Annotated in this window: 29 protein-coding genes; 21 read left to right on the top strand and 8 right to left on the bottom strand. The window is 36.8% G+C overall.

From position 1 onward, the window contains the following. Window positions 1–8: 8 nt before the first annotated feature. Both MJX77_RS18325 and MJX77_RS18320 read left to right on the top strand, forming a co-directional pair. Window positions 9–398: a hypothetical protein gene (locus tag MJX77_RS18325; RefSeq protein ID WP_005303665.1), complete on the top strand. Its 390-nt coding sequence runs from the start codon at window positions 9–11 to the stop codon at window positions 396–398. A gap of 30 nt (window positions 399–428) precedes the next feature. Beyond that, window positions 429–974, top strand: coding sequence for a glycoside hydrolase family 108 protein (locus MJX77_RS18320; RefSeq protein ID WP_252060096.1), 546 nt, complete (start codon window positions 429–431; stop codon window positions 972–974). Between the two features lie 97 nt (window positions 975–1,071). On the opposite strand, the gene MJX77_RS18315 is transcribed toward MJX77_RS18320, so the two are convergent. Continuing rightward, on the bottom strand, window positions 1,072–1,689 hold the full coding sequence (locus MJX77_RS18315) for a LysE family translocator (protein WP_151963590.1): 618 nt from the start codon (window positions 1,687–1,689) through the stop codon (window positions 1,072–1,074). Between the two features lie 238 nt (window positions 1,690–1,927). Between MJX77_RS18315 and MJX77_RS18310 the strand changes: the two genes are divergently transcribed. The 4 genes from MJX77_RS18310 to MJX77_RS18295 all read left to right on the top strand — a co-directional run bounded on the left by MJX77_RS18310 (window position 1,928) and on the right by MJX77_RS18295 (window position 5,057). After that, window positions 1,928–2,860, top strand: coding sequence for an LpxL/LpxP family acyltransferase (locus MJX77_RS18310; protein WP_013198449.1), 933 nt, complete (start codon window positions 1,928–1,930; stop codon window positions 2,858–2,860). 350 nt (window positions 2,861–3,210) lie between these two features. Further along, complete coding sequence (locus MJX77_RS18305; protein WP_005303678.1) at window positions 3,211–3,426, top strand: cold-shock protein; 216 nt, start codon at window positions 3,211–3,213, stop codon at window positions 3,424–3,426. A gap of 216 nt (window positions 3,427–3,642) precedes the next feature. After that, the gene (locus tag MJX77_RS18300; RefSeq protein WP_252060094.1) at window positions 3,643–3,867 is read left to right on the top strand and encodes a hypothetical protein; all 225 of its coding nucleotides are present in this window, start codon (window positions 3,643–3,645) and stop codon (window positions 3,865–3,867) included. A gap of 380 nt (window positions 3,868–4,247) precedes the next feature. Next, a complete protein-coding gene (locus tag MJX77_RS18295; protein ID WP_151987405.1) occupies window positions 4,248–5,057 on the top strand; it encodes a pyrroline-5-carboxylate reductase family protein in 810 nt (269 codons plus the stop codon). 14 nt (window positions 5,058–5,071) lie between these two features. Here MJX77_RS18295 and MJX77_RS18290 read toward each other — a convergent pair whose 3' ends face one another. Both MJX77_RS18290 and MJX77_RS18285 read right to left on the bottom strand, forming a co-directional pair. After that, window positions 5,072–5,188, bottom strand: coding sequence for a hypothetical protein (locus tag MJX77_RS18290; protein WP_004793556.1), 117 nt, complete (start codon window positions 5,186–5,188; stop codon window positions 5,072–5,074). 178 nt (window positions 5,189–5,366) lie between these two features. Continuing rightward, a complete protein-coding gene (locus MJX77_RS18285; protein ID WP_031945309.1) occupies window positions 5,367–5,852 on the bottom strand; it encodes an Lrp/AsnC family transcriptional regulator in 486 nt (161 codons plus the stop codon). 364 nt (window positions 5,853–6,216) lie between these two features. Between MJX77_RS18285 and MJX77_RS18280 the strand changes: the two genes are divergently transcribed. From MJX77_RS18280 to MJX77_RS18270, 3 genes are all read left to right on the top strand, one after another. Further along, a complete protein-coding gene (locus MJX77_RS18280; RefSeq protein WP_252060093.1) occupies window positions 6,217–6,984 on the top strand; it encodes a class I SAM-dependent methyltransferase in 768 nt (255 codons plus the stop codon). A 283-nt stretch (window positions 6,985–7,267) separates the two neighbouring features. After that, window positions 7,268–7,606: a hypothetical protein gene (locus MJX77_RS18275; protein WP_252060092.1), complete on the top strand. Its 339-nt coding sequence runs from the start codon at window positions 7,268–7,270 to the stop codon at window positions 7,604–7,606. An 868-nt stretch (window positions 7,607–8,474) separates the two neighbouring features. Next, window positions 8,475–9,029 (top strand): TetR/AcrR family transcriptional regulator, encoded by a 555-nt coding sequence (locus MJX77_RS18270; protein ID WP_252060091.1) that lies wholly within the window; start codon window positions 8,475–8,477, stop codon window positions 9,027–9,029. A gap of 66 nt (window positions 9,030–9,095) precedes the next feature. Here the strand turns inward: MJX77_RS18270 and MJX77_RS18265 are convergent, their stop codons facing one another. Both MJX77_RS18265 and MJX77_RS18255 read right to left on the bottom strand, forming a co-directional pair. Continuing rightward, window positions 9,096–10,040: a metal-dependent hydrolase gene (locus tag MJX77_RS18265; protein WP_252060089.1), complete on the bottom strand. Its 945-nt coding sequence runs from the start codon at window positions 10,038–10,040 to the stop codon at window positions 9,096–9,098. Window positions 10,041–10,323: 283 nt separating this feature from the next. Beyond that, the gene (locus MJX77_RS18255; RefSeq protein ID WP_005303705.1) at window positions 10,324–10,557 is read right to left on the bottom strand and encodes a DUF2171 domain-containing protein; all 234 of its coding nucleotides are present in this window, start codon (window positions 10,555–10,557) and stop codon (window positions 10,324–10,326) included. 249 nt (window positions 10,558–10,806) lie between these two features. On the opposite strand from MJX77_RS18255, the gene MJX77_RS18250 reads away from it, so the two are divergent. Genes MJX77_RS18250 through MJX77_RS18235 form a run of 4 tightly spaced genes read left to right on the top strand, consistent with a single transcriptional unit; the run spans window position 10,807 to window position 13,817 of the window. Next, window positions 10,807–11,820 carry an acyl-CoA dehydrogenase gene (locus MJX77_RS18250; protein WP_252060086.1) on the top strand — a complete coding sequence of 338 codons (1,014 nt, stop codon included), beginning with the start codon at window positions 10,807–10,809 and terminating at the stop codon, window positions 11,818–11,820. Beyond that, window positions 11,808–12,602, top strand: a complete 795-nt coding sequence (locus MJX77_RS18245; RefSeq protein WP_252060085.1) for a PIG-L deacetylase family protein — start codon at window positions 11,808–11,810, stop codon at window positions 12,600–12,602. Before MJX77_RS18250 ends, MJX77_RS18245 begins: the two co-directional genes overlap by 13 nt. Then, window positions 12,577–13,176, top strand: coding sequence for a class I SAM-dependent methyltransferase (locus MJX77_RS18240; protein WP_252060084.1), 600 nt, complete (start codon window positions 12,577–12,579; stop codon window positions 13,174–13,176). Before MJX77_RS18245 ends, MJX77_RS18240 begins: the two co-directional genes overlap by 26 nt. Then, entirely contained in the window at window positions 13,173–13,817 is a 645-nt protein-coding gene (locus tag MJX77_RS18235; RefSeq protein WP_216070564.1) for a glycosyltransferase family 2 protein, read from the top strand. The genes MJX77_RS18240 and MJX77_RS18235 overlap by 4 nt, the downstream gene beginning before the upstream one ends. Window positions 13,818–13,821: 4 nt before the next feature. Here the strand turns inward: MJX77_RS18235 and MJX77_RS18230 are convergent, their stop codons facing one another. Continuing rightward, window positions 13,822–14,184 carry a DUF3592 domain-containing protein gene (locus MJX77_RS18230; RefSeq protein WP_252060083.1) on the bottom strand — a complete coding sequence of 121 codons (363 nt, stop codon included), beginning with the start codon at window positions 14,182–14,184 and terminating at the stop codon, window positions 13,822–13,824. Between the two features lie 246 nt (window positions 14,185–14,430). Here MJX77_RS18230 and MJX77_RS18225 point away from each other — a divergent pair, with 246 nt between their 5' ends. The 5 genes from MJX77_RS18225 to MJX77_RS18205 all read left to right on the top strand — a co-directional run bounded on the left by MJX77_RS18225 (window position 14,431) and on the right by MJX77_RS18205 (window position 19,522). After that, window positions 14,431–15,678 carry a mechanosensitive ion channel family protein gene (locus MJX77_RS18225; RefSeq protein ID WP_252060081.1) on the top strand — a complete coding sequence of 416 codons (1,248 nt, stop codon included), beginning with the start codon at window positions 14,431–14,433 and terminating at the stop codon, window positions 15,676–15,678. A gap of 220 nt (window positions 15,679–15,898) precedes the next feature. After that, the gene (locus MJX77_RS18220; protein WP_252060078.1) at window positions 15,899–16,840 is read left to right on the top strand and encodes a metal-dependent hydrolase; all 942 of its coding nucleotides are present in this window, start codon (window positions 15,899–15,901) and stop codon (window positions 16,838–16,840) included. A 1-nt stretch (window position 16,841) separates the two neighbouring features. Continuing rightward, a complete protein-coding gene (locus tag MJX77_RS18215; RefSeq protein ID WP_252060076.1) occupies window positions 16,842–17,738 on the top strand; it encodes an alpha/beta fold hydrolase in 897 nt (298 codons plus the stop codon). Between the two features lie 24 nt (window positions 17,739–17,762). Then, window positions 17,763–19,004 carry an NADH:flavin oxidoreductase/NADH oxidase family protein gene (locus MJX77_RS18210; RefSeq protein ID WP_252060075.1) on the top strand — a complete coding sequence of 414 codons (1,242 nt, stop codon included), beginning with the start codon at window positions 17,763–17,765 and terminating at the stop codon, window positions 19,002–19,004. A gap of 38 nt (window positions 19,005–19,042) precedes the next feature. Next, window positions 19,043–19,522, top strand: coding sequence for a DUF6632 domain-containing protein (locus MJX77_RS18205; RefSeq protein ID WP_252060073.1), 480 nt, complete (start codon window positions 19,043–19,045; stop codon window positions 19,520–19,522). A gap of 51 nt (window positions 19,523–19,573) precedes the next feature. Here MJX77_RS18205 and MJX77_RS18200 read toward each other — a convergent pair whose 3' ends face one another. Continuing rightward, complete coding sequence (locus MJX77_RS18200) at window positions 19,574–19,978, bottom strand: hypothetical protein (protein WP_252060069.1); 405 nt, start codon at window positions 19,976–19,978, stop codon at window positions 19,574–19,576. Window positions 19,979–20,286: 308 nt separating this feature from the next. On the opposite strand from MJX77_RS18200, the gene MJX77_RS18195 reads away from it, so the two are divergent. After that, window positions 20,287–21,051, top strand: coding sequence for a COG4705 family protein (locus MJX77_RS18195; protein ID WP_151987424.1), 765 nt, complete (start codon window positions 20,287–20,289; stop codon window positions 21,049–21,051). Window positions 21,052–21,121: 70 nt separating this feature from the next. Here the strand turns inward: MJX77_RS18195 and MJX77_RS18190 are convergent, their stop codons facing one another. Then, a complete protein-coding gene (locus MJX77_RS18190) occupies window positions 21,122–22,339 on the bottom strand; it encodes an MFS transporter (protein WP_252060066.1) in 1,218 nt (405 codons plus the stop codon). Between the two features lie 111 nt (window positions 22,340–22,450). Between MJX77_RS18190 and MJX77_RS18185 the strand changes: the two genes are divergently transcribed. Both MJX77_RS18185 and MJX77_RS18180 read left to right on the top strand, forming a co-directional pair. Further along, complete coding sequence (locus tag MJX77_RS18185) at window positions 22,451–22,897, top strand: winged helix-turn-helix transcriptional regulator (protein ID WP_252060064.1); 447 nt, start codon at window positions 22,451–22,453, stop codon at window positions 22,895–22,897. 85 nt (window positions 22,898–22,982) lie between these two features. Continuing rightward, window positions 22,983–23,312 carry a hypothetical protein gene (locus MJX77_RS18180; protein ID WP_252060062.1) on the top strand — a complete coding sequence of 110 codons (330 nt, stop codon included), beginning with the start codon at window positions 22,983–22,985 and terminating at the stop codon, window positions 23,310–23,312. Window positions 23,313–23,787 lie beyond the last annotated feature (475 nt).

The raw sequence follows: 23,787 nt of genomic DNA, 5'->3' as shown, positions 1-23,787 counted from the left end.
ACAAGATGATGAAAACAGTTCCAACAGGTGGTTTAGCAACATTTTTAGATTTTTATAGCATTGCAATTATGGTGGCTTTAGCAGTCAGCTTAGTTGTGGCAGTCGTGTTGATGATGCGTTTCCCTCGCTCACCACAAGAATGGATTGTTGGGCTGATATGCACAGTCGTTTCAAGCTTAACTGGAGGCTCATTTATCATCATGAAATGGAATTTACATGAATGGGTCTCGGATATTTGGGGAATGATCACACTATGTGGATTCTTCTTTATTTGCGGTTTGCCGGGCTGGGCGATTGTGAGATGGATATTTAACTTCATCAATAAACAAGAAGGTAAAACGATTGTGGAAGTCATCAAAGACTTAAAAAAAGCGAAAGATGATCTGCAAAATAGCTAAAAACAGTTTCAATGATATAGGTAAAATAAAATGAATATTGACCAGTATTTAGAAGCAATCATAGACAGAGAAGGTGGATATATTAATCATCCATCAGACCATGGCCATGCTACCAAATTTGGCATTACAGAGGCAGTCGCTCGATCAAACGGATATCAAGGTGATATGCGAGATTTACCATTAAGCGTAGCCAAATCTATTTATAAAAAACAATATTGGTTTGAACCCCAATTTGACCAGATCAATCAAATTAGCCCTGCTATTGCAGAAGAGTTACTTGATACGGCTATAAATTGTGGAGTCAACTTTGCTAAACCTTTATTACAACGTGCTCTAAATCTGCTAAATAAGCAGGGTGAGGAGGGCTGGCCCAATCTTACTTTAGATGGTCAATATGGGCCTTTGACTTTTCAAGCACTGAGTACGTATTTGAACAGGCGTAATAAAGATGGAGAAACGGTATTACTACGCGTTTTAAATATTATGCAAGGGCAGCACTATATCGAAATTACAGAGAAGAACCCAAATTACGAAGACTTCTTTTATGGATGGATCTTAAACAGGGTAGTGTTGTAAAAATTGTAGTTAGATAAAAATATGTTGATAGACAAAAGACTTGAAAAGCCTAACCATGAGTTGAGGCTTTTCAAATAATCATATGTCGAGTAATGATTTATTGTGCAATGAGTAAAACGGCAAGAAGAAAGAAAATAGCACCGCTAATTTTATTGAGTATAGAAAAATTATTTCCCGCCAACATCTTTTCTTTAAAAATTGAAGAGAAATTTGCATAGACCAAATGAATTAAAAAGCCAATAAAACAAAAGGTTAAAGATAGAACTAAAAACTGAGTTAAAATTTCTTTCTTTATATCAATAAATTGAGGGAATAGAGCAATAAAAAATACGATTGTTTTGGGGTTAAGCAAAGATGCAAGTAGACCTTGATAAAAGAGTCTCGATTTACTTACATTTTTATCGCTTTGCTGATCAGTGATTAAATCTTGCGATGGCGATTTTTTGCTGAAGTTTTTATATCCAAGATACATTAAATAAAATGCACCAATAAATTTTAAAACCGTAAAAATAGTAGGGTTGCTGGTAATAATAAGACCTACACCACTAGCGGAAATTACAGCAATTACAAACATACCAATGATTAAGCCGCTAATACCGAATAGAGCAGTTTTAACACCATAATTGATTGAATTTGTGACAGTAAATAAAACGCCAGGTCCGGGGCTTAAGAGAGTAAGAAATGCAATTGTTATAAAGACTAAAAGACCGCTCACGCTGATATATCCTATTTATCAATGAGACTAGATTATGCGATTACTTTAAATGAGAAAATAAGTTATGTATACAGACAGTTATGTATATTTAAGCCTTGAATAGATTAAATGTTTAAAATATGCATTTTGATAAATAGGTAGGGTAATAAAAAGCTTATTACTCAAAGCAACATAAACATACAACCCCAACAGTAGGGGGTGTTAGTATGCTAAACCTATACCTCAAGAAATATACAGCATGACGAAAAAAGAACGGCAGTTTAAATCTGGCGAATTTCGATTTTCCTTTTTATCGTTTAAATATTGGGGTATATGGTTTTTAGCATTTATTCTGATGTGTTTTGCGATGTTACCTTGGGCAATTCAATGGCGTCTTGCCGATCTTTTATCAAAAATAGCATGGAAATCTTTAGGTTCAAGAAGAAAAACAACATTACGTAATTTAGAAGCCTGCTTTCCTGAAAAAACACCTATGCAAATTGAGGTCAAAGCCAAACAGGTTTTTGTAGATACTCTCACGGGTGTATTTGAAGCCTTAAATGCTTGGTACAGCCCAAACTGGTTTAAAAGCCGTGTTCACATAGATGGATTAGAGAATTTAACCAATAATCAGGAAAATGGTGTACTACTATTAGGCACTCATAGTACGCTTTTAGACGCTGGTGGAGCAGCTTGTACCTTATTTTTTAATATGGACGTGGTTTACAGACCTCAAAATAATCCCTTTTTAGATTTTCTGATTCATCGTAGCCGCGCAAGAGTCTATAAAAATCAGATTGCTCGAGACAACATGCGTGGACTTATCCAAAACCTTAAACATGGTCATGCCATATGGTATAGCCCAGATCAGGACTTTGGCTTAAAACAAGGTGTAATGGCCTCATTTTTCGGAATACAGGCTGCCACCGTGACCGCTCACCGTAGACTGATGGATATCTCAAAAGCAGCAGCAGTACCTTTATACTTTTATAGAAGTGGCGATATCAGAAACCCTCAATATCATGTTCTCGTGGAACCTAAATTAGAAAATTTTCCGAGTGGATGTGAAGTGAGTGATGCTGAAAGAGTCAATAAGATTATTGAGAATCAAATTCGTATTGCCCCTACACAATACATGTGGTTCCATCGACGCTTTAAGACGCGTCCTGCTGGTGAAAAGAAATTTTATTGATGGTTTTATAGGGAAATAGCACTGATATGGGACTTCTTCCGATTAAAATGAAACAAAATTTGACTTTTAATTGAAAGGAATCTTAATTAAATCAATGTGAAAGGTGAATCGGGGAGTGGGTAGAGTTTTTCTTGCTTTAATTATTTTGAATATCGATTGCAAATGCTTATGAAGCGTGTATTATCGAGCATAACTAACAAAATATTCTTGTCATAATAAATTTCTATTTGCGCAGTTTTATATTTATAATCCTTGGGTTTCTTCAGATATTTAATTTTTGACATCTATTTTTTAGTTAAATTGGTTTCCCAATAATAAGTTATAATATTTTAAGATTTAGGATATAACATATGTCTACTAGTACTGGTACAGTAAAATGGTTCAATGAAACTAAAGGTTTTGGTTTTATTGTGACTGATGAAGGTAAAGATATTTTTGCTCATTTTACTGATATTCAAACACAAGGTTTTAAAGTTCTATTAGAAGGTCAACGTGTTGAGTTTACCGTAGTACAAGGTAAAAAAGGCCCTCAAGCTTCAAATATTGTGATTCTTCAAAACTCATAAATAAAGCGTTTAATTGATTTGAATATATTATTTAAATAAAATATATTTAAGTCTAAAGTATTTTATTAGAGTTTAAAAAAGCCCACTTTAGTCTTGTGGGTTTTTTATAAGTTTTAATTCAACTTATATTTAAAAAAAGAAGTATAAAAATACTCTCATCAAAGTGCTTCTAAGTTTTTATGTTAAAATATAACGAATTAGGTGTATGGTATTAAAATGGATATTTGTATTGGCGGTATTTTTGACGGTCAGAAAATAGAAAATAATAATGATTTCTTTAAGGTTGAAGAGCATTATTCAGACAATAGTTCTAAATATATTAGGCAACACTTCCACTTGTTTGGACAAATTTTTAGCTTTTGGGTGTGTGAAGAGGTTGATTTAAGTCAAGCAATGAGAAAAGCCGAGAGTATTTTAAAGAAGAAAAATGAAAATATTTAGCTAATAAATTAAAATAATTTTACTACTGTCTATTATTTTAAAGATTTTCTTATTAATTTAATTGAAATAGATTTAATGAGTAAACTTTAATTTTTGAAAATCAATGGTTTTATTTTATAGCTTTAAATAGAATTTACAATATTTTAGTATTAGTTACAGACCATTACAATTTGTGAGTGGAATTTGCTAAATATAGTTATACATTAGGCGTAAGCTAAAGTTGTTTTATTTATTGCGCAAATAAAACAAAGCCCACTTTAATAAAATATTTTATTAAAGTGGGCTCTTTATTCAGACGGTCATCTTTAATTCAACCTTCATAATTAAACTATAGATAATATTTATTGTTATAGCCTCGCTTAGAAAGGAAAACATTTTAAATGTTAAGTGAAGTACAACCTAATATTTGCTTTATTGGCAGTAGTAATTTAGCTTTGGCTTTAATCGGAGGAATGGTTTTAAAAGGGTTTAACAAAGAAAAAATACACTTAATTGAAGAGAAAAAAATTAATGATACACATGCTTTGAAGCAAAAAGAAAATGGTTTAAAAAAAGCTGATATTGTTGTGTTGTTACTCGATCCAAAACAATTAAAAGAGATACTTGCGCCGTTTAAAAAATGGTTAGCAAATAAGATTATTGTTTCTATGATGGCAGGGATTGATATTGCGCACCTATCCAGTTTTACAGGTTCAAAGAAAATCGTTCGTGTGATTTCAAATCCGCCTGTACTGACCCATGTTGGTACTCACGTGCTGATTGCTTCAGAGCAAATGGACCAGCTTGATAAAGACTTAATTGAAACCTTGTATTCTGCAACGGGCCAGACTTTTTGGGCGCCGTCTGAAACACAAAGTGATGCCATTATTGCATTATCAGGTTCAGGGCCAGCTTACTTTTTCTATATTTTAGATAGCATGATTAAGACAGGTGTTTCATTAGGGCTAGATAAACAATTTGCCTTAGATCTTGCGCTTCAAGCGGCTACTGGCGCAGTCGAAATGATTCGTAAAAGTAATGTTCCACCAGCGGAGTTATGTGGAAAGGTCACTTTAGCAAATGGGATTACCGAATCTGCTTTACGAATGTTTGAATTAGGCAATGTGTCTGATGATATACGTTTAGCCATGAGGGCCGCATATCATCGTAGCAAAGAAATTACTTCAGAAATTATTTCTGAGGCTCGTTAACGCTTTTTAGCAAACTAGGCCTTTAAGAAGTATTCCCAAATAATGAAACCTAAGCCAAACCCAATAAAAGAGTAGAGAGTAATAATAAAGAATACAAAACTGGCCTTATTTTTTTTCTTCAAAATGTTCATGGCGATGCCTCCAATTCAGATTAATTTTATTATGGAGATGAGGAGGCTGTAATCATAGATACAGAATTTTTTAAAAAAAATATAACAGAGCTTAAATCTGTTATGGTTTAAGCCGCTTAACTGAATAAGAAGTTTCGAATCAAAAGTTTAAGTCGATACGCTATACGTCTTACACCTTTTATTCAATTAACATTAAATCGGCGGTATTGGCAGATTTAAGAGGGCGTAGGGCAAAGGTCGAACGGGTGTGTCGAATTCCCTTAATTGAATAGAGTTTTTTTCGTAAAAAACGTTCGTAATGGTCAGCATCTTTTACGGCTACTTTCACCAAATAATCATAATCACCTGTAACCAGATGCGCTTCTACAACTTCTGGTATGTCAGCTAATGCTTCGCTGAAATTTTCCAGCATTTCATCGTCATGGCGTTCTAAAGTAATTTCTATAAAGAATACTTCATGAATACCGATCGCTTTTGGGTTTACGTTTACCGTATAGCCTTCAATAATTTTTAAAGTTTCCAGACGTTTCAGTCGTGTCCAGCATGGTGAAGATGAAAGACCGACTTCTTCTGCTAATTGAGCAACAGTTAAACGGCCATTGCCACGTAATGCAGATAAAATTTTCCGATCTATGCGATCTAGTGTGTATTCTGTTCTGTTCAAAATATAAACCAAAGAAGAATCTTCTGATAAAATTAAATATACTTCATTTTTATGCTGCGAACATTTAAAAATATTAAAAAATACAGGAAACATTTTGAGTTAAAGGTACATACACTAGTTCTATGCATCGAACTCTCTGGATAAGGGTTGTGATGGAGCAAAGAGCACTGTTTCAGTAAGGGTGACTAAACAGTGCTCTTTGCGGATCCCTTCTAAGTTCTTAAATCTATTTTTATTAATTGCCGTAGTGTATTAAAACAAATTAAATAATAACTTTTATTTATCAATTGAAGAAAAACTAATCATTATTTTTTATCTAACTTTTGCTTTATGGTGATTTCATTGCAAAGTAGGAAGCAAGGTTATGATCACCCAGCACGATATAAACCAAAAACAATATCAAAATAAATCTTTAGACTATTTGAATAGCCAAGCTCATTCTGAAGGAATTGAATTTAATAAATTTATTCATGAAATTCAGAAATATGAAAAGGCTGTTGTCCTAGATTTAGGCTGTGGTGGTGGTCATGTTTCTTATAATGTTGCTCCGCATGCTGACCTAGTCTTTGCCTACGATTTATCTCATGAAATGTTAGACACAGTCTCTAAAGCTGCTAGCCAGCGCAAATTAAAAAACATCTTTGTGCAGCAGGGCATTGCTGAAGATATGCCTTTTAGTGATCAGCAGTTTGATGTTGTGATTAGCCGATATTCAGCTCATCACTGGCAGCATGTTCCGACAGCCATGAAAGAAGTAAACCGTGTTCTTAAGCCAGATGGTATTGTTATTTTTGTAGATATTATTAGTTCTAGTTCGCCTATATTAGATACGTTTTTACAGACGATCGAAACTATTCGAGACCCAAGTCACGTAAGAAACTATAGTGTGAAAGAGTGGGTTTATTTTATTGAAGATGCTGGCTTTGACTTAGGGGGGGTAGACAAACAAACGCTTTCATTAGACTTTGATAGTTGGGTAAAGCGTATGAAAACCCCTGAAGATCAAATTAAAACATTACGCTATTTGCAGGAAGGTTCATCTGACCTCGTTAAGAAGTATTTCAAAATTCAAAATGACGGTAGCTTTGAAAGCCATGTGGGTTATTTTGTCTTTAAGAAGTTAGGGTTTTAAAGTGGTGTAATGAGTAAGGGTTTTAGTCGATAAGAAATCTATGAAATATCACTAAAACTCTTTACTTGAATAACTTGGATTATATTAAAGAAGATTAAAGAAAAAATTAATATCATTTATTTGAGAAAACTTAATCACACAATTTTTTTAAGGTGATTAAGTACTCAAAAGAGAAGAGGATTTATCTAATTTTCTTATTATTAATAGACACTTATAAGTAATTATTATTTAATACGCCCGCAACATTATCACTAATACTTTTAATAACTTTGTCGGGGAAATAATGCGTAATATTTTAGTAACAGTTTTCACTTTATTGGTAGGAACATCAGTTTATGCTGAGCAAGAGCCGAAAACTTATATACAGCGAACAACTTGCGAGAGAACAGTACAATTACATGGTTTTTTAAGCCGTGCTCAACTTGATTGTAATTATCACTATACTTCACAAGAATTAGTTCATGAATCTGACAAATGTACTAAACATGAACTAGGTGAAAAATATGGTAGAGAAGTTATGAGATTAGGTATGGACCAATTTGAAGCACGTAAGAGAGGAGATATGAAAGGCCAATTATGTAATACGGTTTTAAAAGAATTTCCAAACTATATTAAAAAATAAAATAAGGTTTTAAAAATCTCTTCTAGCAAGCCGATAAAATGGATTTAATTATTCATTTTATCGGTGTTTCACCCTATATAATTTGCCAATTAAACCAGATAATAAACTTTAAGAATTCACCTAATATCACATTGACACTTAAAATCTCTCTTATTATTCTTCGTTTCAGGATGAGAGAGGGACGCTCAATGCGTGCTGATTCTTGTGTGTTAGTCTGTCAACCCTTTCTCGTTCTATTATTATTTTTACTAAATAATGAATTTCTAATAAAAGAATTAAATATTTTACTCAAATGAAAAATAATATTTATTCAATTATTTTCTAGCCAATATCACATTGACACCTAAAACCCCTCCGATTATGCTTTGCCTGCTGGCCTACATTGCCAGCCGGTTTTAGCAGACCGAGAGCGTATAGCGCATCAAAAAAGCAATTTTTTGGTGGCGAACTCGTTCGTCCCCCCTTCGTAGCGGTAGGACGGAAGGGGGACGCCTTGTGCGTGCTGGTTCTATATGCCCAGTCTGCTAACCCCCTTTCGTTCTGCCACCATAATCATTTAGCAGTGATTGGCAGAAATTTTATGCATATAGGAGTTCGCTCATGCGTACTATTTCTTCTCATTTATTGGTCTTTGCCAAACTCTCTCTAGCCATACCGCCCAACTGGTCTTTAAAACGGTTTAACCGACTCTAGGTTTTCTACAACCTTAGCTCGTTACGACTAAAAAATCATAGCAACAATAAAACCTGAGATAGCTTAGGCACATTTTTGTGCTGCTTTTGCATGCCTGTTTTTAGCACTCATTTTAAGAGTGACGGCATTTCTATCTCTTTTAGATACAACAAAAAATTATTTAAACGGTATTCCTATGCCAAATTTAGAATCTTCATTTAGAGCACTAAGAGTGCTTCACATCGCAAAAGACTTATTTAATCAATATGGGTTTCATAAGGTCGGGGTCGACCAAATTATTGCGGAAGCCAAAGTTGCCAAGGCTACTTTTTACAACGACTTTCACTCAAAAGCCCGACTCATCGAAATGTGTCTTACTTTTCAAAAAGACGCGCTCAAAGTAAAAGTGTTTTCCATTGTTAATTCTTACCGTGAACAAATGGTGCTCGATAAACTTAGGCAGATTTATCTTTTACATGCCGATTTAAATGGCTTTTATCATTTACCCTTTAAAGCAATTTTTGAAATAGAAAAGCTCTACCCAGTTGCCTATAAAGTTGTGGTTGACTATAGACACTGGTTTGTTAACGAAATCTATAAGTTGCTCTTAACCTTAAAAGCTACGGTCTCCATCCAAGATGCTTACATGTTTTTATTTATGATTGATGGCGCAATGGTCCAGCTTTTAGATAAAAATGCGGTAGATGAAAGAGATCGGTTGTTGGATTATTTCTTTTTAAATTTTGCTTAAGCGACAAAACTCAGTAAAGAAAAAGCCTCCAAATAAGGAGGCTTTCATTTTAAATAAAATAGCTGCTTAGCTTAATGTTGCTGGTTTTGTAGCTTGTGCCATTCCTTCAAAATATTGAACGGCAGGTGAACGAGCCATATAAGCTAAAGCTTGCTCGGTGTCACCTTCATGAAGTGGGTTAAATTTTGGAGAAACCCATCTTAATGTCGCTTTCCATAAATATTTAATGGTCGGTAAGTTGTCTGAGCGAGTCGCAGTTTTTTCAAATTCACGAATAATTTTGAAGTAGCCACGACGCATCAATTTTTGAATGTCTTCGTGCTCTAAATCTTGTTGGCCTAAACTACGCGCAAAGTCAGCAAGGAAATAAATAAACAGCGGGAAAACAGCCGCCATAATCACTTGGCGCGACACATAAAAACCAAACTTGTTTGTTAAGAGGTGCTCAAATAAGTCATAGGCAACACAACGATGCTCAACTTCTTCAGCCAAATGCCAACGGAACAAATCGGCCATGGCAGGGTCGGCTTTGTCCCAAGACTTACTATCAAGTGTCCACTGACCAATAGTTCCAGTAAAGTGCTCAATTGCAGCAATCACACCTACTCGGAAAAGTAACCAATATTCATCGAGCTTTTCGCCTTTTAAAAAGGGTATACCTAAAGGTTTGTCACCCAATAAAATGTTAAACACAAAATGGGCGCGGTTAAGTGTTTCTTGAATGTCGTAGCCATTTTCACGTAAGAAGTCCTGAGCCTTTTCATGGGCACGTGCATGAGCTGCTTCTTGACGAACAAAGCCAATCACTTCTTGTTTTAATGTTTCGTCGGTAATCAAGGGAAGGGTTTTATTAAACACGCGGCAAAACCAAAACTCACCAGCCGGCAAGAGCATATTAATGCCATTGGCTACATGTGAGCATAGCGGATCATTCGGCATCCAACACACAGACGACTCCGCGAAATCAAAATGTACTTTTCGAGCTTTAAGCTGATGATTCCCTGTGATCATATACGTCACCCTATTCATAATTATTCATTTAATGCGAATGCACAATTTTTAGCATTAAGTAAAATCGATCGCCATGTGAGTAAAGGACAAAAACATCCAACCAAAGGCTTAAAGAGATAAAAACGGTCTAAGACAGAGATTTCATAAATAAAAAAAGGCTCCTTATGAAAAGGAGCCTTCAGTTTGGGGAGTTAGGCTTTAAAGTTTCTAAGCCTCTTTATTTTTCTAAGCTGAAACGCTTTATTATAAATTTCACGTTAAGTCACGTATCGTGCTTTAAAGTCTAGATCGCTTGCCACTGATCTTTAACTTCTTCTGAATTTTTATTCAGAATGACTTGGTTTTCTTTCACTTCACCAATCCATCCTGTAGGAATAAGGTGATGTTGACCGCTTTCGTCTCGAGTCAGCTTTAATTGGTTTTCACCCTCTAGATGGTCGACTGTACCTACTTTAGTACCACAAGAAGCAATAACGTCTGCGTGTTTTTTAATATCATTAATATTTAAAGTACTCATTTTAGACCTCTTCTTTAGAAATAGAAAAACGGTAAGACTTAAATTACTTTAAATAATTGGATAAATCAGGGGTTTTTAATAAACCTTACAGGATGGGTTTATAAGTTCACTTAATAAATATATTCGAGTAACAATGAAATAATTAGATATAAAACTAATAATATTTATCTTTTTATTACAATTTACATGTTTATTTAAACAGAAGTATTTAGATAAGGTTAAACCAAGTCTTATAAATAATTATTTGCAATGAATATTAAAATACCTATAAATGTGACGATATTAAGTGTCTTGAGTGAATTTGAATCTGCCTTAGCTGAAGATAAAAGCAAGCTTCGTATAGATTTGCTCTCTCAATTGGTAAATTTAGCGAAAAATTTGCCTCATCCCGCTTCAGGCCAGACCTATCAACGCTGGCAACTTTTTGCTCAGATTGCTGGAGTCGATTTGAGTTTGGCGAAGCTTTTTGAGTCACACTGCGATGCTTTAAGCATTTTAAGTGAATTGGGTTATCACCCAGAAATAGATGACCAGCTTTGGGCTGTTTGGGCAGCAGACGGTGGACCAGCTCCGTTGCAAGTGAAAGATAACCTGTGTAATGGCATAAAGCCTTGGTGCTCTGGTGCAGAGTTTATTCAAAAAGTTTTGATGAGTTATAAAAATCAACAAGGGCAGGCGCAGCTTTGTATTGTTGACTTAAGTCATTCCTCTATTAGCACGGACTCAAGCCACTGGCATGCAGTCGGGATGAATGCGACACAGACTGCAAGAGTAAGTTTTGAAAATACACCTGTTAAATTGATCGGTCACCCAAATAGTTATTTAAAACGTCCAGGCTTTTGGCATGGTGCAGCCGGTGTGGCGGCTTGTTGGTATGGTGCCGCCGTTGGCTTAGCTGGTTTTTTACAAGAAAGTTGTCAGGTTAGTCCGAATCCTTTTAAAAAACTGTACTTGGGAGAGGTCGCTCATCAATTAGAAATCACTAAGCAATATTTTCAATATGTTGCTGAACTGATTGACAGCAAACCCATGCTCAATCATGAGCGGGAAATACGAATATTACGTGCCCAAACAGAACAATGCTGTCTGAGTGTAGTTGAGCGAGTAGGCAAAGCATTAGGCGCTCGTCCTTTTTGTGAAGATGCTACTTTTGCACAGCTCATGGCTGATTTGCCGGTGTTTATCAGACAAAGTCATGCTGCTTTTGACTACCAGCAAATTACAGAACTCTGTTTATCGGACCAAAGTCTATGGGAACTTTAAAACATCCTTTGGTCGAAGACCGCATTATTTTTGGTGAGGGTACGTCCAAAGAGCAATGGTTAAATGCATTTCAACAACAACCTTTAGCAGCTTTAGATCTTGAGTTATTTCGCTCTAAAAGGATGGTGATTGTTGCTCCACATCCTGATGATGAAGTGCTTGGTTGTGGTGGCTTAATGCAGCAACTTATTGCGCTGAATTGTAAGATCCTCATTTTAGCGGTAAGTAACGGCACACAAAGCCATCCTAACTCTACAAAATATCCTCCAGATCAGCTCAACATTCTTCGCCCACAAGAAAGCTTGGCGGCATTAAATTGTTTAGGAGTAGCCGAGTCAACCGAGCATATAGAACTTAATTTGTTAGATGGTCAGATTCATTTGCAAACAGATCAACTGTGGCAGAGTTTAGAGCAGATCATTCAAGCCGATGACATTCTAATTTGTAGCTATGCCTTTGATGGTCACCCAGACCACGAAGCCGTAGGTAAAACCGTACAAGCTTACGCAACCGCTAAGCAACTTCTATGTTTACACGTATTAATTTGGGCTTGGCATTGGGCAAAACCGTTAGACTCACGAATTGATTGGTACCGAGCAAAAGCCTATCACTTAACCGAAGAACAGCTAACTAAAAAACATCAAGCAATTTTGCAGTTTAAAACCCAACTTGAAGCAGATGAAACCACGGGTAATGCTGCGGTTCTTTCTTCAAGTGCAATTAAACGTCTTTTAATGCCTTATGAGGTTTATTTGAGTGATTCATTCTCGCATGTACTTTGAAGATTTATATCGTCATAACAGTGATCCGTGGGGCTATGACTTTCATTGGTATGAAGCTCGTAAAAGACAAATTTGTCTCGCGCTACTGACAAAACCTCGTTATTCAAAAGTGTTAGAAGTGGGCTGTTCAAATGGACATTTAAGTTTTCATTTGGCGCAAAGAGCCGAGCAATTGCTGTGTATAGATGTCTCTGAATGTGCTGTTCGTTTGGCATCCGAGCGCTTAAAAGAATTTGAGCATGTGGTCGTTGAAAATAGAAAAATACCTGAAGACTACTCAATTCAAAAATTCGATCTCATTTTAATTAGTGAGATGGCCTATTACTTATCTGCTGATGAGTTGCAGCAGTTTATTGAAAAGTTAAAACATAGTTTAAATGATGACGGTGAGATTCTGTGTTGTCATTGGCGTCATGAAATTCAAGATTTTGAATTAAATGCAGAACAAGTCCATCAAGGCTTTCAGCAACATTTTCCATTTCATCACTATCTCAGCTTAAATGATCCAGATTTTATGATTGATCTATGGACGGCGAACACTTCCTCTTTAGCACAGCAGGAAAAACTAAGATGAAAATAGGTATCGTCATTCCAGCGCATAATGAAGAGCACTATCTATCTGCCTGTTTGCAATCTATTCAGGTCGCTATAGAGAACATTCACGGTTATGACGTAGAAGTGATTGTAGTACTGGATAACTGTACAGATCAGTCGCGGTTGATTGTACAAAGCCATCAGATCAATTGGATTGAATGTAATTACGCGTGTGTTGGGCAAGCACGAGATTTAGGAATTCGCCATTTAATTGGGCGTGGCGTGACATGGATTGCATGTACGGATGCAGACACAGTCGTTAGTCCTGATTGGCTGCGCTATCAAATCCAGCACCAACCCACAGATGCAATTTGCGGCACTGTAACGCTAGACGATTTTAGTCATCTCTCTATAACGAAACAGCAAAAATATTTAGCGCATTATAAAGATCAGATGGATCACGCGCATATTCACGGGGCGAATTTAAGTTTTAGTGCAGAGGTTTATCTTTTGGTAGGTGGCTTTGAACCTATTTCATGCCATGAAGATGTGTCTTTAATCAAAAAATTGATCAAGCATTGTTGCAATATTACTTGGAGTAATCTGGTTCGAGTGACAACGAGTAGTCGCTTAAACGGACGGGCACCTCAGGGCTTATCGTACTTTTTAAATAATCTCTAATCACTTAAACCATGACTTCTCCCAATATCGAAATATTCTTTAAATTTTTAGGGTCATATTTAATTTTGATGATGCTACCGACCTTATATTGATCGTGATTTTTTTTAGCAATAAGCACCTTAAGGTTTTCAGTAATGATTTGGCCTTGCTCAGTTTGAAATTTCAATTTTATATAACATAACGGGCGATATTGCACCTTAGCTAATGAGTCCTGAAAATATACGACCTTGGCAGAAGTAATCATTCCTCGTTTATAAATTAAAAACCTATGAACCAGACTTTTAAGAAAAAAGGTCCAAGCAATATAGACAAAGAATAAGCTGAACCAAACTACTCCAATAAAAGTCAAAAAATCAGAAAACTTCACTCACTAAAACCAGAATTATTCGTTTAACGGATTATTCTAAATGAACAGATTTGTTCAATCTAGTTGATGTACGTGATCCAAAACATAAGCGGATAAAACCTTATCGTTAAGCGTCAAAAATAATAAGATAAATAGCAGGGTATATAACTTAGTTGTTGTATTTATGCCTACATATGTAAACAAGTCTTATTAACACATGCTTTAGCCCTTAAAATTCTAGAAAAGAAAGTTTTAAGGTGTATAGGTTTGGATTTTTTAAGTTTTTTCCGCGATATTCGGGTTCAGTTAAGCCATTATCCTTGGCTAGAAATGTTTGTTTCACTCACCATTTTGATTTTATTTGCAGCAATAGCAAATTTTATTGCTAAACGCATTATTGTTCGGGGCGTCCGTCACTTGGTGACCAAGCTAAAATCACCCAATCAATCTATTTTTGCCCAGCATAGCGTCATAAAGAAATTTGCAAATATTGTTCCTGCTGTTGTGATTATGAACGGTATTGCAACGGTTCCTCATCTAACTCCAAAGTTCATTTCGTTTGTAGAAATGGGCGCGCAAGCATTTATCTTTCTTACACTCGCACTTACGGTCAGCGAGTTGTTAAATATCTTTAATCTTATTTATCAGCGTAATCCGAAGTCTAAAAACAAGCCGATTAAAGGTTACTTACAACTGGTTAAGTTAATCTTATTTGTCGTGTGTGGCCTGATGATTTTGGGAACATTCCTTAAAAAGGATGTGTTCACTTTACTGGCAGGTTTCGGTGCGATGGCAGCGGTATTAATGCTGGTTTTCCAAAACACTATTTTGTCTTTAGTGGCGAGTGTACAAATTGCCTCTTACGACATGGTGCGGATTGGAGACTGGATTGAGATGCCGTCGCTTAATGCAGATGGTGATGTAATTGATATTTCGCTGCATACGGTGACTGTGCAAAATTTTGATAAAACCTATACCACCATTCCAACCAATAAACTCGTTACCGATACGTTTAAAAACTGGCGAGGCATGAGCAATTCGGGTTGCCGTCGAATGAAGCGTTCACTCTTTCTCGATCAAAGCAGTGTTCATTTTATGAGTGATGAAGAGCAACAAAAGCTCAAAGAGTTTTTATTATTAGACCAATATCTCGATGCAAAGAACTCTGAAATTGAAGAGTTCAATAAGCATTTAAGCAATCAATCTCGTTATAACAAGCGCCGTTTAACCAATATTGGGACATTTAGAGCCTATGTTGAATTTTATTTGCGCCAGCACAAGGGTATTGCCCAAAATCAAACCATTATGGTTCGCCAATTACAGCCGACTAGCCAAGGTTTGCCTTTAGAAATTTATGCATTTACCAATACGATTGCATGGGTTTCTTATGAAGCAATTCAGTCAGATATTTTTGACCACTTAATTGCGATTCTTCCCGAATTTGGTTTACGTGTTTACCAAGCACCTTCGGGTCATGATTTGCAAAGATTAACTACCGAGATTAATCCAAGCTAACTTTTAAGCTGTGAATAGCAGGTCCTCAACTATTTTAAAAAGCTCACAGATGGGGGCTTTTTTAACTTTTTTCAATCTGAAAATGTTTGCGTTAACCCTTATTTTAAAACGTTAATTATGAGTTCTTGACCGTTCTGACATCGGAATTGTCCTTTAAAGATATTAACAAGTTCTGTTTTAGAACTTAGTGTGTAGATATCTTGAGGACGAGAAAAAGAACATGTACCCAAACACATTCAAAGATATGGCTTCTAAAACTTTATGGCCTTTATTTCCACGTCGTGTTGCTTTTGATTGGAATGAATCACCACTCCACTGGATGCCACAATCTCCAATAGGAAGTCATGCTGTAAACCATTTCAGTTTTACACTTGTGCGAGGAGAGTACTTTTTCTGCCGTATTTTTAATAAGGCATTGCCTTTTGTAACCGATGAAAAATTAAAAAAAGATGTAGAAACTTTTATCCGCCAAGAGGCGATTCATGCTCAAGCGCACAAAGAATCTATCGAAAAATATATACAGCGTTATGGCGTTGATATTGAAGAACAGTATGAGCGCGTAATTGAACTCTTTGATTACATGCTTGCAGATAAGCCGTTTGGAAAAGCTCTACCAAAGCGTATGCAAAAGTCTTGGTTATTGTTTCGTGTAGGCATTGTTGCTGCTGCTGAACATTATACGTGTGCATTAGGGCAATACGCTTTGACGAAAGCACATTGGGAAGAAAAAGGCTGTGACCCAGCAGTAAGTGATCTATTTACTTGGCACTGTGCCGAAGAAGTTGAGCATCGAACGGTTGCTTTTGATTTATTTGAGCACTTAGGTGGGAACTATGCATTACGTGCTGCAATCATGAGTATGGTGGCACCAATTTTCACTTATTTAATGGTTAAAGGCACGCAAGAGCTTGCAGCAGTAGATCGTAGTTTACCTCAATCTCAACAAACCTTAGCTCGCTTTGGTTTTTGGCAACAATGGTTTAAAGCAAGTTCTCAAGAATTAGTACCAAGTCCTGTCTGGTTTATGACTACGGCTAAAAACTTCTTTAAACCTTCGTATCATCCTTACTATGAAGGTTCAACTGAGCTTGCACTGGATTATATAAACCGTTCACCAGCGGTCAAACTGTATGAAGAAATACAAAAAGGATTGGTGAGCTAATATGAATACGAATATCGAAAAACAACAAAGATATATTCAGTCTGCTGATGTCACGCTATCTATATATGAGTGGGGTACAGCGGTAGACAATCGTGAAACACTGGTGTTTATTCATGGTTATCCTGACGAAGCACAAATCTGGGATGAACTGGCTTCATTACTGAAATCAGATTTTCATATTGTGACTTACGATGTAAGAGGTACAGGTTTATCAGGAACTCCGTTGTCTGACGCGGGTTATCACATGGACTATCTCATTTCAGATTTAAAAACGGTTATTGAGCAAACGAGTCCTCAGCAGCCCGTGCATTTGATTGGCCATGATCTTGGTGCCCTCCAAGGTTGGGAAGCGATTTTGGACGATAAGTTAAAACCATATATCAAAAGTTATACGGCTTTAGCACCGAGTATTGATCATGCAGGTATGTGGTTTAAAGAAAATCTGAATAGCAAAGAACTTGCACGAAAGTTTGCGGCTATTAAGCAGATGATTTCTTCGAGTTATATGCTGTTTTTTAATATCCCAATTATTCCAGAGTTAAGTTGGTATCTGGGCCTATCTAAAATATGGCCAAAAGTGGTTTCTCAACTCGAAGGTAAGAAAGTTAATCCACATCCTCATCAACTCAAAAATGCCGTACGTGGATTAGGTTTCTATCGGTTGAATTTGTTTAAGCCATTAATTAACTCTAAAAAGCGTTATACCTCAGTACCTGTACATGTTTTATCGATGACCAAAGATCGCTTTGTGCCTCAACACATCGTAGATAAACAAGACAGATGGGTAAATTCATCTTTTACGCGTACTGATATTCATGCGGGTCATTGGGGAATTGCGAGCCATCCTGATTTAATCGCAATGCCTATTCGTAATTATATTCAAAAACTTACTGCGTAAAAACAATAAAGCTGGAGGTCTAAAATGAAAAACGATTTAAAGCTAGCGTCGCCATTTGTACTAAAGAAAAAAACTACGCTAAAGAACCGGCTTATTAAATCAGCTTTAAGTGAAGGGCTGGCGCATACAGATGGACGAGCGAGTAAAGAACTGATTCAGCTCTACCAAACGTGGTCGCAATCTGGAGCTGGGGTTTTGATCACGGGTAACGTAATGATTGACTCTAGAGCAATTGGTGAACCAGGCAATGTCATTATTGAAGACGAAAAAGATTTTGATTTAATCAAAGAATGGGCAGATGTTGCTAAATCTGGTGGTAGTGAAGTCTGGATGCAAATAAACCACCCAGGTAAACAAGCAATTCGAGGCTTAAATAAAGAAACCATTTCACCGTCAGCTGTGCCTTTTAGCCCGAAAATGGCAGCGGTTTTTGCTACACCGCGAGAGCTGACTCAGCACGAAATTGAAGACCTGATTCAACGCTATGCAAACACTGCTGAGATTGCCAAGAAAGCAGGTTTTAGCGGTGTGCAGTTACATGGTGCACATGGCTATTTAATTAGCCAATTCCTTTCTCCGCATCATAACCGCCGTACCGATCAGTGGGGTGGGAATATCGAAAATCGACGTAGATTTGTCCTTGAGGTCTATAAGGAAATTCGCAATCGAGTCGGGGCTGACTATCCTGTAAGCATTAAATTGAACTCAGCCGATTTTCAAAGAGGTGGTTTTACCGAAGAAGAATCGCTAGCAACCATTCAAGCCCTCGATAAGGTGGGAATCGACTTAATCGAGATTTCTGGCGGAACCTATGAAAAACCGATTATGCAGTTGGGGAAACCTAAAGAATCAACCATCTCTCGTGAAGCTTACTTTTTAGACTTTGCTAAAAAAGTTCGTGGACTTAGTAAAGTACCTCTTATGGTGACTGGTGGCTTTAGAAGTCTGCAAGGGATCGAAAGTGCTTTATCAAATAACGATCTAGATTTTGTGGGTCTTGGACGAATTTTTGCAATTGAACCGTTGGCATCAAAACGTTTATTAAGTGGGCTTGAAACGATAAACCAAGTTAAACCTTTAACTACGGGCTTTAAGTTTATTGATAACTTGGGTACGTTGGAAATCACTTGGTATACACGTCAAATGCATCGATTGGGACGAGGGCGCTTGCCAATTCCAAATGAAAATGGTCTCAAATCTTTTATTCTGGATATTAAAGATAAAGGATTGGGTATTTTCAAAACTCGTCGATTACGTGCTTCTTAAAATTATAAATGAACGTTTATATCAATGAGGATATAAGGATGCCAACAACTGAACATATAAAAATATCGAGATTTAGCCTCGCCGCAAAATTTACGGGAATTAGCTTTCTGCTATTTTTTGTCGGAGCAGCGCTTCTTATCTTTTTAAATATTCCTGCAATTTTACTTCAGTTTGAATGGGGTAAATTTCTAGTTCGATTAGTTCGCTGGGGAGAGTTGCATGGAGGAGGTGAGCATTACGAGTTGATGATCTCTGCCATCTATATTGTATGGGGCTGGTTTCTTTTAAAAGCAGCGAATGAACCTCTAAAAAACTATCTATTTTTTGAATTTACCATGTTTGCAAATATTGCTCACTTTGGTGCAATGTTCGTTATGGGTTTGGTAATGACACATGAAACTCCACACTTGATTGGAGATGTATTGTTGGGTTGGGTCATTCTCTTAATTTATATTTATTTCTGGTTACCTGTGAGAAAAATTTATAAATCTGGTAGTGAATTAAATCGTTCTGTTTAAGGCCTAGAGATTGAGAGGAGCGAAAATCGAATTCAAACTCTTCTCTCTAGATTATCCAGCAAACCAAATCTTCTGATGATCACACATTGGGCTTAAATGTTTAATGCGTAGATTGTCTCGCTCAAAATCGCCACTCCCTCCAGCAATATCTAATTCGCTACCTAAGCGGATATGCTTGTCTTTATAGCTTAAAGCTTCTTTTTCAGCATCCCACTTGGCCGAATGTTCAGGAAAGATAATCAGAATATCGTTTACATAGAGACACTCTTGTTTTTGCTCTAATATTCCTTTTAAGCGCGCTGAAGCAGAAATACCATTAGATTGATAAACAGGGAGTTTTACCGCACTGGTATTTTCGTTCGCTTCTTGCTGCTGACATCCTGTAAGAAGAGCAAATACAACTGCACAAATCAATTTATTATTAATACCCAATTTTGTTCCTATAGGGATTTCCATATAATTTTGATAGTAATGGACTAATGTTGCATATCAATCTTTAGATTGTTAGAGAAGATTTCATCTCACTACGGTTTAAACTTAAGCATTTTAGCCAAATGAACTCATTCACTGGCATGATTAATTATTGGTTATTATATTTTATTTATTTGTATATTGTTATCTTTTTCATTTGAGTTTTTTGGTTATATGCATCGTGTAATTTGCTTTGAAAAAAGTATTTGTAATTTATTTTTAACCTTAACTTTATCTTAAGGCATAAATATTTAGATAAGAGCTAATAAATACGTATGTTTGGAGAACATACAATGATGAGTCATGAGAATTTATCTAAAACCTTGAGTAAGGTTCCAGAAGTCACCTTATTATTCTGGATCATTAAAATTGCAGCTACAACGCTAGGTGAAACTGCTGGAGATGCATTATCTATGTCCCTAAATTTGGGATATATCATTAGTACAGCAATTTTTGCTGTGATCTTTGCCGTATTTGTCGGGCTACAAATTAAAGCTAAAAACTATAATTCTTTTTTTTACTGGGCGACCATTATTGCCACTACCACGTTAGGTACGACAATTGCCGATTTCGTTGATCGAACTTTAGGTGTGGGTTACGCAGGAGGGAGCTTAATATTACTTATTTTATTAGGCGTATCTCTGTTTGTTTGGTATTTAAGTTGCGGCACCATTTCAGTAAAAAGTGTTCAATCTGCAAAAAGTGAAGCTTTCTATTGGTTAACCATCATGTTTTCTCAAACATTAGGGACAGCTTTAGGAGACTGGACTGCTGATACTCAAGGCTTAGGGTATACCAGCGCCGCTTTAATTTTTGGTACTTTATTATTGGTGTTAGCAATCTGCTATTTTTATACCAAAATTTCAAGAACCTTATTATTTTGGTTGGCCTTTGTTCTGACCAGACCTTTAGGTGCAGTATTGGGAGATTTTCTTGATAAACCTATCGCACATGGTGGATTAGAGTTAAGTAGATTTAGTGCGTCTTTTGTTTTATTAGCTTTTATTGTTGTCTGTTTAGTGGTCTTTAAACCTAAAGCAGCTCAGTCATCTCATTAAATTAACTGCTCATTAAAAACCACATGATTCTCTTGAGTCATGTGGTTTTTTTATTTGAGAGTAGGCATTTTTAAGAGACTTTACGGGTTATCCACCAAAATAATAATGCCAGAAGGCTAACACCTGCACCGAGTGCACATACGCCAAACCATCCAGCATAGGCGTAAGTGACTGTTGTACTGATTGCACCTAGTCCACTACCGATTGCATAAAACAGCATGTATAGACCAACAAGCCGGCTATGCGCTTCTGGACGAGTGCGAAAAATCATACTCTGGTTGGTGACATGTAAGGCTTGTCCGCCTAAGTCTAGCAATACGATGCCAATCACCAGCGCCCAGAGCGAATAAGCCATGAATGAGAGTGGTCCCCAAGCAAGCAGTAATATTACGAGTGCTGCTAAGCTTGTACGCTGAGCATATCCGCGGTCGGCCCAATAACCCGCACGTGCAGCAGCTAGAGCACCAACTACTCCAACGAGTCCAAAAGACCCAATAACAGTATGCGAGAAACTGTAAGGCGGTTCACTCAACGGTAGTACCAGTGCACTCCAAAAAATATTGAATGCGGCGAACATGAGTAAAGCTAAAACACCGCGTACTTGTAGCACTTTTTCTTGGCGAAGCAGTTTTAACATCGATGCTAAAAGTTGCGAGTAACGCATGGTAGCGGGCTGAACCTCTAAATGAGGCAGACGTTTCCAAAGTGGTAACGCAATCATGAGCATGATGATGGCTGCACAAAAGTAGACGCCACGCCAGCCCGCTATATCGCTAATTCCTCCTGAAAACACACGGGCAAGCAGTAAACCAATGAATACACCACTTTGTGCAGTACCGACCACATGTCCTTGCTCATGTGGGAGAGCGGCACTTGCAGCATAAGCAATAAGCCCTTGAGTCATGGCTGTGCCGAGTAAGCCCACAGCAAGCATTCCTGCTAAAAGAACAATTGTAGAATGAGCAAAGGCAACCACGAGTAATGCCGAGATCAAAGCCAGTAACTGTAGGGCCATTAATCGACGTCGATTTACAAGATCACCCAACGGCACTAAAAACACGAGGGCAAGGGCACAACCTATTTGAGTGGCTGTAACTACCCCCCCAATGGCAGCATGACTAACGTTAAAGTCCTTGGCCAATATGTCGAGCAAAGGCTGTGCATAATAGACATTTGCTACGCTTGCACCACTTGCAATAGCAAACAGCAATATTACGCCACGAGGCATGCTTGAAAGCGGTTTATCACTTTTGGTGTGTGAAGTTGATGATGCAAGAGAAGCTTTCATGGCTCTAAACTCACTCAATTTGGTTTTAAAATGCAACTAGTTGAATATTAAGTCTGCTAGTTTTAAAATGCAACTAGATGACTTGTTACTGATGATTGGTAAGGAAACTCGATGGCGAACTCTACATTGTTAAAAGATGAACCTTGTCCTGTTGCACGTTGCGTCAACCTGATAGGAGACCGCTGGTCATTACTTATTGTGCGGGATGCTTTTGATGGAATGCGCCGTTTTGGAGATTTTCAGCGCAGCTTAGGTGTTGCGCGAAATATTCTTTCTGACCGACTTAAAAAATTAGTAGATGTCGGTGTTCTTGAAATGCAAGACGCTTCGGATGGCACGGCTTATCAGGAGTATGTATTGACGGCTAAAGGGGAGAGTTTATTTCCTGTGATTGTGGCTCTGCGACAATGGGGAGAGCACAACCTTTTTGAAAGTGGTGAGCATCATTCTCTGTTAATTGATAAAACGACAGGACAACAAATTCCATTTATGACGCCAGTCGCGGCAGATGGAACAGTGCTGAAAGCTTCTAATACTCAAGTGCAAAAGGTCAAATAAAATAAGACAAAACAAAAATAACCTTTTTTAACTTAAATTTGGGCAGATTAGTTGGTACCCTTGCGCGTCAAATTAAGGTGAGATTATGAGATTTATATTCCTCTTTATCAGCGCAATTTCAATTCAATGTTATGCAGCATCAGAAGCAATGGAACTTCATTACTGTGAAACCGTGAAGAAAGCAGCGAGTGGGGTGATGGATGCTAGACAACATGAAGTGCCAGCTAAAGAGTTACACGACATCGCCGATCATCTTGAAGAGCAACAAGCCAAACAACTTTATCAAGAGCTTATCAAATCTGCATATTCTTCAAAATTATTTGAAGATCCTCTCATTAAGTCAAAAGCTGTCGAAAATTTTCAAACCACTTGGCATGAACAATGTTTAGCAAAAGAATTGGCTAAAAGTATGTGAAGGTGTTAGTGAAAGTTTAACTAACTAACACCGAAAGCCATCTAATTTTTTAAACTAGGTGGTTTTTTTCAATTTTAGAGTAGGAAATGAAGCTCAAAATAGTGATAATTTTGTAACTAAAAAATTCAAAAATATAATTAATTATTCACTTATAAATGATAACAAGGTTCTTAATCTTAATTAATTTATTGGAAAATTCATCAAATCAACAGACTATTACGGACTAATACAGATTAATACGGACAAATCTAGCGAAAGCTAAGCAAATTAAAATTAATCTTCGCAAAGAGGGTAAATTTATATTTAGTAGATAACAGTATTATCTAAATGTGAATAATTTTATGACGCAATCTGTCGTAGTTGTTAGGTAAAGAGGTAGTCATTTAAGCAAAACTCTTATAAAGTAAAAAGATAGAACCAATTCAATGATTAGCGTGGCTATTTATCTCGCTTTTTCAAAAGAAAAAAGACCAAG

It is taken from the genome of Acinetobacter sp. AHP123, assembly GCF_023757925.1.
Lineage (GTDB): Bacteria > Pseudomonadota > Gammaproteobacteria > Pseudomonadales > Moraxellaceae > Acinetobacter > Acinetobacter oleivorans.
This window is presented reverse-complemented; position numbering and strand designations above follow the sequence as displayed.

Coding starts and splice junctions, on each gene's coding strand:
- MJX77_RS18255 (WP_005303705.1), bottom strand. CDS start 10,557: ATGAGTACTTTAAATATTAATGATATTAAAAAACACGCAGACGTTATT.
- MJX77_RS18310 (WP_013198449.1), top strand. CDS start 1,928: ATGACGAAAAAAGAACGGCAGTTTAAATCTGGCGAATTTCGATTTTCC.
- MJX77_RS18320 (WP_252060096.1), top strand. CDS start 429: ATGAATATTGACCAGTATTTAGAAGCAATCATAGACAGAGAAGGTGGA.
- MJX77_RS18180 (WP_252060062.1), top strand. CDS start 22,983: ATGAGATTTATATTCCTCTTTATCAGCGCAATTTCAATTCAATGTTAT.
- MJX77_RS18290 (WP_004793556.1), bottom strand. CDS start 5,188: ATGAACATTTTGAAGAAAAAAAATAAGGCCAGTTTTGTATTCTTTATT.
- MJX77_RS18305 (WP_005303678.1), top strand. CDS start 3,211: ATGTCTACTAGTACTGGTACAGTAAAATGGTTCAATGAAACTAAAGGT.
- MJX77_RS18210 (WP_252060075.1), top strand. CDS start 17,763: ATGAAAAACGATTTAAAGCTAGCGTCGCCATTTGTACTAAAGAAAAAA.
- MJX77_RS18205 (WP_252060073.1), top strand. CDS start 19,043: ATGCCAACAACTGAACATATAAAAATATCGAGATTTAGCCTCGCCGCA.
- MJX77_RS18185 (WP_252060064.1), top strand. CDS start 22,451: ATGGCGAACTCTACATTGTTAAAAGATGAACCTTGTCCTGTTGCACGT.
- MJX77_RS18250 (WP_252060086.1), top strand. CDS start 10,807: ATGAATATTAAAATACCTATAAATGTGACGATATTAAGTGTCTTGAGT.
- MJX77_RS18245 (WP_252060085.1), top strand. CDS start 11,808: ATGGGAACTTTAAAACATCCTTTGGTCGAAGACCGCATTATTTTTGGT.
- MJX77_RS18190 (WP_252060066.1), bottom strand. CDS start 22,339: ATGAAAGCTTCTCTTGCATCATCAACTTCACACACCAAAAGTGATAAA.
- MJX77_RS18195 (WP_151987424.1), top strand. CDS start 20,287: ATGATGAGTCATGAGAATTTATCTAAAACCTTGAGTAAGGTTCCAGAA.
- MJX77_RS18295 (WP_151987405.1), top strand. CDS start 4,248: ATGTTAAGTGAAGTACAACCTAATATTTGCTTTATTGGCAGTAGTAAT.
- MJX77_RS18275 (WP_252060092.1), top strand. CDS start 7,268: ATGCGTAATATTTTAGTAACAGTTTTCACTTTATTGGTAGGAACATCA.
- MJX77_RS18265 (WP_252060089.1), bottom strand. CDS start 10,040: ATGATCACAGGGAATCATCAGCTTAAAGCTCGAAAAGTACATTTTGAT.
- MJX77_RS18215 (WP_252060076.1), top strand. CDS start 16,842: ATGAATACGAATATCGAAAAACAACAAAGATATATTCAGTCTGCTGAT.
- MJX77_RS18235 (WP_216070564.1), top strand. CDS start 13,173: ATGAAAATAGGTATCGTCATTCCAGCGCATAATGAAGAGCACTATCTA.
- MJX77_RS18270 (WP_252060091.1), top strand. CDS start 8,475: ATGCCAAATTTAGAATCTTCATTTAGAGCACTAAGAGTGCTTCACATC.
- MJX77_RS18200 (WP_252060069.1), bottom strand. CDS start 19,978: ATGGAAATCCCTATAGGAACAAAATTGGGTATTAATAATAAATTGATT.
- MJX77_RS18325 (WP_005303665.1), top strand. CDS start 9: ATGAAAACAGTTCCAACAGGTGGTTTAGCAACATTTTTAGATTTTTAT.
- MJX77_RS18300 (WP_252060094.1), top strand. CDS start 3,643: ATGGATATTTGTATTGGCGGTATTTTTGACGGTCAGAAAATAGAAAAT.
- MJX77_RS18280 (WP_252060093.1), top strand. CDS start 6,217: ATGATCACCCAGCACGATATAAACCAAAAACAATATCAAAATAAATCT.
- MJX77_RS18220 (WP_252060078.1), top strand. CDS start 15,899: ATGTACCCAAACACATTCAAAGATATGGCTTCTAAAACTTTATGGCCT.